1 pseudogene is annotated in these 769 nt (G+C 75.4%); it reads right to left on the bottom strand.

The features are described from left to right. Positions 1 to 21: 21 nt before the first annotated feature. Positions 22 to 769: pseudogene (locus tag ACVNF4_RS36625) on the bottom strand (amino acid adenylation protein); the annotation flags it as partial.

Raw genomic sequence — 769 nt, 5'->3', positions numbered from 1 at the left:
GTCGTCGCCTGCCGCACCACGTCACGCGACGACCCCCGCGATCGGGTTGCCCGCCCAGCGGGTGCCGTCCGGCACCGACTCGCCGCGCATGACGAGCGACGCGGCGCCGACGGACGTCCCCGCGCCGATCGTGGTGGCGGGCAGGGCGATGCTGTGCGGGCCGAGCGAGGCCCCCGCGTCCAGCCGGACGGCGTCCATGCGCATGATCCGGTCGTGGAAGAGGTGGGTCTGAAGGACGCACCCCCGGTTGACGCTCGCCCCGTCACCGACGCTCACCAGGTCGGTCTCCGGCAGCCAGTACGTGTCGAGCCACACCCCGCGCCCGATCCGCGCCCCGAGGCTGCGCAGCCACCAGTTCAGCGCGGGCGTCCCGAGGTGTGCGCTCATGCCCCACGGCACGGCCAGCGTCTCCACGAACGTGTCGAACAGCTCGTTGCGCCACACGAACGACGACCACAGCGGGCGCTCCACCGCCCGGAACCGCCCGACCAGCAGCCACTTCGCGCCGGTCGTGACCAGACACGCCGCGAGCGTCGCCACCGGCAGCAGGGCGACACCGGTGAGCGCGGCCAGCGGCAGCCCGCCCACGTCCAGGGCCCGTTGCCCGGCCAGGAACAGCAGCTCCGCGAGGACCGTCCCGATCATCAGCGGCAGCACCCGGCACACCTCGACCGCCGCACGGGCCGCCACCAGCCGGCGCGGCGGCGCGAACGTCCGCGCCGGGTCGCCCCACTCGGCCCTGCGGGGCAGCTCCATGCCGGGCCGCCCG

It is taken from the genome of Streptomyces sp. S6 (assembly GCF_054880855.1).
This window is presented reverse-complemented; position numbering and strand designations above follow the sequence as displayed.